The sequence below is a fragment of the Streptomyces rimosus subsp. rimosus genome (assembly GCF_000720725.1).
GTDB classification, from domain to species: domain Bacteria; phylum Actinomycetota; class Actinomycetes; order Streptomycetales; family Streptomycetaceae; genus Streptomyces; species Streptomyces rimosus_A.
In genome coordinates, this window is the sequence record NZ_JOCQ01000181.1 from 1 (window position 1) to 7,908 (window position 7,908).

Here is a 7,908-nt window from a genome sequence, read left to right on the forward strand (position 1 = left end):
GGGCAGGGGTGAGGTCCGTAGGTGGTGGGGGCAGTGTGGTGCGGTCGGTGGTCATGGCTGGACCAGGGGGCGCAGGTCGGCGAAGCGGCGGTCGCCGATGCCGTTCACGTCGCGGAGCTGTTCCACAGAGGTGAAGCCACCGTGCGCGGTGCGGTATTCGATGATGTGCCGGGCCAGGACGGGGCCGACTCCGGGGAGGGCGTCGAGCTGTTCCGCGGTCGCGGAGTTGAGACTGACGGGGGCGGCTCCGGCGCCCGTACCGCCCGTACCGCCCGTACCGCCCGTACCAGCGGAGGCTCCGGCGCTGCTGGACGATGCGCCGTCGGCCGTCCCGCCTCCGGTCGCCGGCGAGCCGGGTCCGGCGCCCGGGGCCGCTCCGGAGCCCGCACCCTGGCCCGCCGCCCCCGGCACAGCCCCCGCTACCGGTGCGTCCACGGCGATCTGCTCGCCGTCGACCAGCAGCCGCGCCCGGTTCAGCCCGCGGAGGTTCGCGCCGTCCAGCACACCACCCGCCACCCTCAGCGCGTCGGCGACCCGGGATCCGGGTGGCAGCCGGTGGATGCCGGGCCGGTGCACCTTGCCGACGACGTCGACCACGATGACGCGTCCCGCGACGGCCGGTGGCACACCGCCCGGGGTCGGTGCCGCTGCCTGGGGCTGTGGCGCCGGAGCCGCGGTCAGCGCCGGTGTGGCACGCGCGGCAGCTGGGGCCCGTACGGACTGGGGCCGGGCCGCCCAGAAATGGTGAGCCGCAAGGGCCACGGCCACCAGGAACACCACGACCAGGGCGGCCAGCGCTCTCGGGTCGGTCGCGCATCTCGTCTGTACCCACAGCGGCAGCCGCTCCCGGACGGCGAGGCGTAGCCGGGTGGCGCGTCCGGGGCGGGCTGGGGGTGCGTCCGGCGGGCATCCCTGTGGTGCGTCCGGCGGGCGTTCCTGGGGTGGGCACTCAGGGGGCGAGTGATCCTGGGGCGGGTATTCAGGGGGTGAGTGCTCTTGGGGCGGGTCCACTGCCGGGGGGCCGCCGTCTCCCGCCGCCTCCGAGCCCACCGGGCGATCCGGTGGGCCCGCCCGACGATCCGGCTCCGGTGGACCCCGGAACAGCGCCTCGGCCCGCGCCCGTACCGCCGCCGCAGTTTCCACGCGCCGGGCCGACCTGCCCCACACCCTCATACGTGCCGCTCTGCGGCGGGGAGGGCGGCCCGGCAGGGAACCAAGAGCGATCCCGGAGCCGAAGTCCGGGTCGAACCCAGCGTTGTGATCGGCGGCCGGGCCCGGGACGGGGCCGGGGCGCTGGCCGGCAGCGTGGCCGGGCTCAAGTTCGGAGTTGTGGTCGGGTCGGAAGCCGGGATCGCTGTCGGGGTGCTCGGCGGCAGACCCGGTACGGGCAGTTACGGAGAGTGATCGCTGCGTCATGCCCACCGACGTTAGACGGCTCGCGGCCATCTCGCTGCGGGGCGTCAAATCCCGGGGATAACCGGCGGGTTGTGGATAACTGCGTCACCCGGGGGACCGTTTCGGCGCTTCTCCCCCTGTGTTGCCCCTGCCCGACAGAGGGGCCAAGCAATCACGCTGCGTGACGGAATCTTCCAGCACATCCCGTCGCTTCGACACCTCCAGCGCACCCGCCGCACCCGCACCCGAGCATCTTCACCCCAGCCCCACCCCCTCCCCCGCCCCCTACCGCGGCGAAACCACAACCCCCAACAACCCCGGCCCCGTGTGCGCCCCGATTACTGCGCCCACCTCGCTCACGTGGAGTTCCGCCAGGTCCGGGACGCGGTCCCGTAGGCGGTCGGCCAGGGCTTCCGAGCGGTCGGGGGCCGCGAGGTGGTGTACGGCGATGTCCACCTGGCCCTCGCCCGCCCGCTCCACGGCGATCTCCTCCAGCCTGGCGATCGCCTTCGACGCCGTGCGGACCTTTTCCAGGAGATCGATCCGCCCCTCGGCGAGCTGGAGCAGCGGTTTGACCGCGAGCGCCGAGCCGAGCAGTGCCTGCGCGGCCCCGATCCGGCCGCCCCGGCGCAGGTAGTCGAGGGTGTCCACGTAGAAGTAGGCGGAGGTTTGTTCAGCGCGCTTCTCGGCCGCGGCGACCGCCTCGTCCAGGCTCCCGCCGGACTCCGCCGCCTCGGCCGCGGCCAGGGCGCAGAAGCCCAGCGCCATCGCGACCATGCCGGTGTCCACGACCCGTACCGGCACGGGAGCCTCCGCGGCCGCCAGCACCGCCGCGTCGTACGTACCCGAGAACTCCGAGGACAGATGCAGGGACACGATGCTCCGCGCACCCGCCTCGGCGATCTCCCGGTAGGTGGCGGCGAACGCCTCGGGACTGGGCCGCGATGTCGTCACGTACCGGCGCTTCTGCAGGGCCTGGGCGACCGATCTCGCCGAGATCTCGGTGCCCTCCTCCAGGGCCTCGTCCCCGAGGACGACGGTGAGCGGTACCGCCGTGATGGCGTGGCGTTGCAGTGCCGCCCGTGGCAGGTAGGCCGTTGAATCGGTGACGATCGCGACATGGCGGGACATGACTGGGAGGTTATCCGGGTCGCCCGGCCCCCGACAGTGCGGTCCCTTTCATGATCCCTCAGGTTTGGCCAGAGATTTGCCAAGAGTCGCCGGTGCGCGTGTCACGGCGCGCCCGCCACGTGCCCGCAGCGCGACGCCTCCCCGGAATCAGGTCGTCCGTTCCGTACGCGGGGCCTTCTGCCACGGGTACGAGGGCTGCGTCCGCGGGTCACGGGCCGTGATGGCGGGCGTCTCGTCCTCCACGGGACCCCACGACTTCCGCCCGGCCGCGCCTCCCGAAGCACCGGCGGAAGGACCGGAAGAACCGGAAGAACCAGCCGCGGCTTTGCGCGCCGTCCCCGGTGCTTCCCCGGACGCCTTGAGGCGGTCCTCCAGCGGCTCCTTCGCCCAGTGCCGCAGCGCGCCGGCCTCCATGTCGATCTGTTCGTTCAGCGCGGCCAGATCGTCGTCCGCGAACTGCCGGGCGCGGTCCCGGGCGGCCCACCGCAGCGACTCCGCGGAGTGCGTGATGCGCTCCAGCCGCTCGCGCAGCTCCGGCAGCCGGGCCGCGACACTGCCGCGGTCGGGCTCCCGCTCCAGCCGCTTCAGCTCGTCGTCGAGCTCGTGGCCGTGGGCGCTGAGCCGCTCGAACAGCCCCAGGGACTCCTTCAGCGAGGCGTCCTCCGCGGCACCGGCGTGCAGCACGTCCTGGGTCGCCCGCATCGACGTACGCAGCGACAGCCGCAGCTGCGCCAGCTCACCGGCCACGCCCGGCTGGGTCAGCTGACGCGCCCTGAGCGTGGTGTCCTCGACCGTCCGGCGCGCCTGGGCCATGCCGCGGTCCACCCCGCGCTTGGCCGCCTGTACGGCCTTGACCGTGACGAAGACGCCGGCCGCCACGAACAGTACGAAGAGGAGACCGACGATCGCGATGACGGCTTCCATGGATTCTCCTCGTCATGACAGCGGCAGGGTGACGGTGGCGCCGGGGCCCGGCTCTTCCACCGTAAACGCCACGGGCAGGCCGGAGGTTCCTTTCGAACCCCCAACCTGCCCGTAGTGGTCATCCCTTAGCCGCGCCCACGGCGGGCCCGGCCGCCGGAACCGGCCACGGCCCGCAGCGCTTCCGCCGCCCGGACCAGCACCTTACGCGGGAACGATGTTCACCAGCTTGGGCGCCCGCACGATGACCTTGCGGATGCCGGCGCCGCCCAGCGCCGCCACGACCGCCGGGTCCGCCAGCGCCGCCGCCTCCAGGTCCGTGTCCGTGACCGACGGCGCGACCTCCAGGCGGGCCTTGACCTTGCCCTTGATCTGGACGACGCAGGTCACGGTCTCGTCGACCACGTACGCCGGGTCGGCGACCGGGAAGTCCCGGTGGACGACGGAGTCGGTGTGGCCCAGCTTGCGCCACAGCTCCTCGGCGATGTGCGGGGCCAGCGGCGCGACCAGCAGGACCAGGCGCTCGGCCACCGAGCGCGCGACCGGGCCGCCCGCCTTCGTCAGGTGGTTGTTCAGCTCCGTCACCTTGGCGATGGCGGTGTTGAACCGCAGGTTGGCCAGGTCCTGGCCGACGCCGTCGATCGCCTTGTGCAGCGCGCGCAGCGTGTCCTCGTCCGGCTCCGCGTCGACGACGGTGACCTCGCCGGTCGCTTCGTCCACGACGTTGCGCCACAGCCGCTGCAGCAGCCGGTACTGGCCGACCACGGCGCGGGTGTCCCACGGCCGCGAGACGTCCAGCGGGCCCATCGCCATCTCGTACAGGCGCAGCGTGTCCGCGCCGTACTCCGCGCAGATCTCGTCCGGCGTGACGGCGTTCTTCAGGGACTTGCCCATCTTGCCCAGGACACGGCTGACCTTCTCGCCCTGGTAGTAGTACGCGCCGTCGCGCTCCTCCACCTCGGCGGCCGGTACGGCGATGCCGCGGCTGTCCCGGTAGACGAACGCCTGGATCATGCCCTGGTTGTACAGCTTGTGGAAGGGCTCCGAGGAGGCGATGTGCCCCAGGTCGTGCAGCACCTTGGACCAGAAGCGCGCGTACAGCAGGTGCAGCACCGCGTGCTCCTGGCCGCCCACGTACAGGTCGACGCCACCGGTCGGCTGCCCCTCACGGGGGCCCATCCAGTACTGCTCGATCTCCGGGTCGACCAGCGCCGTGTCGTTGCGCGGGTCGGTGTAGCGCATCTCGTACCAGCAGGAACCCGCCCAGTTGGGCATGGTGTTGGTCTCGCGGCGGTACTTCTTCGGGCCGTCGCCCAGGTCCAGCTCGACGTTGACCCAGTCCTCGTTGCGGGACAGCGGGGTCTCGGGCTGGGTGTCGGCGTCGTCCGGGTCGAAGGTGCGCGGCGAGTAGTCGTCCACCTCGGGCAGTTCCAGCGGCAGCATCGACTCGGGCAGCGCGTGCGCGACGCCGTCCTCGTCGTAGACGATCGGGAACGGCTCGCCCCAGTAGCGCTGCCGGCTGAACAGCCAGTCGCGCAGCCGGAAGTTGACCGTGCCCTCGCCGATGCCGTTCGCCGACAGCCACTCGGTGATCTTGATCTTGGCGTCCGGGACGGTCAGGCCGTCCAGCGAGATGTCCGCGCCCGCGATGTCCGCGCCGGACGAGTTGACGATCTTCGCTTCGTACGAGTCGAAGGCCTCGTCCCAGGTGGCCGGGTCCTGGCCGCGGTCGTCCGACGGCTCGACCACGCAACGCATGGGCAGCTCGAAGGCGCGCGCGAAGGCGAAGTCACGGCTGTCGTGCGCCGGGACGGCCATGATCGCGCCGGTGCCGTAGCCCATCAGCACATAGTCGGCGATGAAGACCGGGACGCGCTCGCCGCTGACCGGGTTGGTCGCGTACGCGCCGGTGAAGACGCCGGTCTTGTCCTTGGCCTCGGCCTGCCGCTCGACGTCCGACTTGGCCGCGGCCTGCTTGCGGTACGCGGCGACCGCCTCGGCCGGGGTGCCGTAGCCGCCGGTCCACACCTCATGGGTGCCCTCCGGCCAGGCGTCCGGGACGATCGAACGCTCGCCGGAGACCAGCTCGTGCTCGGGCGCCAGCACCATGTAGGTGGCGCCGAACAGGGTGTCCTGGCGGGTGGTGAAGACGGTGATCTTGTCGTCGCCGACCGGGAAGTCCACGCGCGCGCCCTCGGACCGGCCGATCCAGTTGCGCTGCTGCAGCTTGATGGCCTCCGGCCAGTCCAGCCCGTCCAGGTCCTCCAGCAGGCGGTCCCCGTAGGCGGTGATGCGCATGTTCCACTGGCGCAGCTTGGCCTTGAAGACCGGGAAGTTGCCGCGCTCGGACCGGCCCTCGGCGGTGACCTCCTCGTTGGCCAGCACGGTGCCCAGGCCGGGGCACCAGTTGACCGGCGCGTCCGAGGCGTACGCCAGGCGGTACTCGCCCAGCACCTCGGCGCGCTCGGCGGCGCTCAGCGCGCCCCACGGGCGCCCGTCCGGGGTCGCACGCTCCCCCGCCTCGAACTGCGCCACCAGCTCACTGATCGGCCGCGCCTTCCCGGCCTCGGCGTCGTACCAGGAGTTGAAGATCTGAACGAAGATCCACTGGGTCCACTTGTAATAGGCCGGGTCGATCGTCTCGACCGACCGGCGCAGGTCATGGCCCAGACCCAGCCGGCGCAGCTGACGCCGCATGTTGACGATGTTGGCCTCGGTGGAGACCCGGGGGTGGGTGCCGGTCTGTACGGCGTACTGCTCGGCGGGCAGCCCGAAGGCGTCGAAGCCCAGGGTGTGCAGCACGTTGTGGCCGGTCATCCGCAGATGGCGGGCGTAGACGTCGGTGGCGATGAAGCCCAGCGGGTGGCCCACGTGCAGCCCCGCACCCGAGGGGTACGGGAACATGTCCATGATGAACTTCTTGGGCTTGGCCACCAGCTCCGGGTCGCCCGCCAGGTCGCCCTTCGGGTTCGGGGCCTCGTACGTCCCCTCCGCCTCCCAGAAGTCCTGCCAGCGCTCCTCGATGTCGGCGGCCAGCGCTGCCGTGTAACGGTGCGGCGCTGCCACCTCGGCAGCCGAAGTCGTCTCGCTCATCGTCCTCAAAGCTCCATCGGTCGTCTCTGCCTGCGGCTACTGCGAGAAGTGCGAATTTCTGCGGAAACAAAAAGACCCCTCGCACAGGAGGGGACGCCGCGCCGATGCCGACCGGAAGCTCACCGGTCGGTACTGATCAGCGCGGCCCGCTAAGCAGAAGGTGTACCGCACGCATGGCGCCAGGGTACCGCAGGGGGCGCCGGGCCCGCTGGGACCTTCCGGCGGGGTGGCCCCCCAAGCCCCTCGAACAAGCCCGACGACAGGCCTCTCGAACAAGCCCGACGACCGACCGTAGCAGCGCGCCGCCCCGCACCACCTCGCTTACGCAAAGCCCGCCACCCCCGCCCAGGACCCGCCTACCTTTCCCGCATGCGTCCCCACCGCAAACGCCGCGCCGCCTCCAGCCCGCGCCTCCCCGGCTTATCCCGGCCCGGCCTGTCCCTGCCCCGCCTCCATACGGCGGGCCCGCTCCGGCCGCCCTTCGGTCTGCATCGTCCGGGGCCCCGGGACGGCCCGCGCCCCGCCGCCTCACCAAGCGCGCCGACGGTCCAGGTCCCCCGCCCCCGCGCGCGCCGCCGCCCCGCGCTCATCGCCGGAGCCGCCGCCGCTCTTGCGCTCCTCCTGCTCTCCGGGACCGAGCCCCTGCGCGGCTTCCTCGACTTCACCGGCGGCGTACTGGCCCTCGTGTCCCTCACGGCCGCCGTCGTCTGGGGACTGGTCGCCGCGGGCCGTACGGTCCTGCTGCCGCGCAGCCGGCTGCTCGCCCAGGGTGTGCACCGGGCCCTCGGCACCGCCTCCCTCGGTTTCCTGGTCCTGCACATCGCGGTCAAGGTCGCCAAAGAGCACGCCCACGTACGGAACGCGCTGCTCCCCTTCAGCGGGGCCCCCGCGCCCGAAGCGACCACACTGATCGGCTTCGGCGCCATGGCGGGCTACCTGATGGTGCTGACCGCGGCGACCGGCGCGCTCCGCAGCGCCTTCGCGGGCCGCGGCCGCGCCTCGGAACGCTGGCGCGCCCTGCACGCCTGCGCGTATCCGGCCTGGTGCCTGGCGCTCGTGCACGGCCTGAAGGCGGGCCGCAGCCCCTCCGGCTGGGTTACCGCCGGGTACGCACTGTGCCTGGCGGCCGTGGCCGCCGCCCTTCTGGCGCGTGCGTTCCTTCCCCACGTCCTACGGGTCCGCCTGCGCGCCCGCAGTACCGCTCCGCCGCCGGAGTCACAGCCGCCACCCTCCTCACCCCCGTCCCCCCTGTCGCCCCCGTCACCCCAGGAGTTCGCGCCGCCTCCGTACCCGGCCACCACTCCTTCCACCCCACCTCCGTACCCGGCCACCGCCCCTCCCCCTTACGCACCGCACTCCTTCCACACC

General features: G+C 72.4%; 4 protein-coding genes and 1 pseudogene. 1 reads left to right on the forward strand and 4 read right to left on the reverse strand.

Annotation, left to right across the window (positions count from 1 at the left end; translation table 11 throughout):
• Positions 1-51 precede the first annotated feature (51 nt).
• The 4 genes from IH45_RS1000000151210 to leuS form a co-directional block, all read right to left on the reverse strand.
• Positions 52-627, reverse strand: coding sequence for a ComEA family DNA-binding protein (locus IH45_RS1000000151210; protein ID WP_030682022.1), 576 nt, complete (start codon positions 625-627; stop codon positions 52-54).
• Between the two features lie 1,053 nt (positions 628-1,680).
• Entirely contained in the window at positions 1,681-2,526 is an 846-nt protein-coding gene (locus IH45_RS0141725; protein WP_030682024.1) for a DegV family protein, read from the reverse strand.
• A gap of 147 nt (positions 2,527-2,673) precedes the next feature.
• Complete coding sequence (locus IH45_RS0141730; RefSeq protein WP_030682027.1) at positions 2,674-3,450, reverse strand: hypothetical protein; 777 nt, start codon at positions 3,448-3,450, stop codon at positions 2,674-2,676.
• A gap of 201 nt (positions 3,451-3,651) precedes the next feature.
• Complete coding sequence (gene leuS, locus IH45_RS0141735) at positions 3,652-6,540, reverse strand: leucine--tRNA ligase (RefSeq protein WP_030682030.1); 2,889 nt, start codon at positions 6,538-6,540, stop codon at positions 3,652-3,654.
• A gap of 369 nt (positions 6,541-6,909) precedes the next feature.
• Here leuS and IH45_RS1000000145750 point away from each other — a divergent pair.
• Positions 6,910-7,908 (forward strand): annotated as a pseudogene (locus IH45_RS1000000145750) (hypothetical protein); the annotation flags it as partial.

Excerpts from the sequence above, each read along its gene's own strand:
- IH45_RS0141730 (WP_030682027.1), bottom strand. The coding sequence starts at position 3,450 with ATGGAAGCCGTCATCGCGATCGTCGGTCTCCTCTTCGTACTGTTCGTG.
- IH45_RS0141725 (WP_030682024.1), bottom strand. The coding sequence starts at position 2,526 with ATGTCCCGCCATGTCGCGATCGTCACCGATTCAACGGCCTACCTGCCA.
- leuS (WP_030682030.1), bottom strand. The coding sequence starts at position 6,540 with ATGAGCGAGACGACTTCGGCTGCCGAGGTGGCAGCGCCGCACCGTTAC.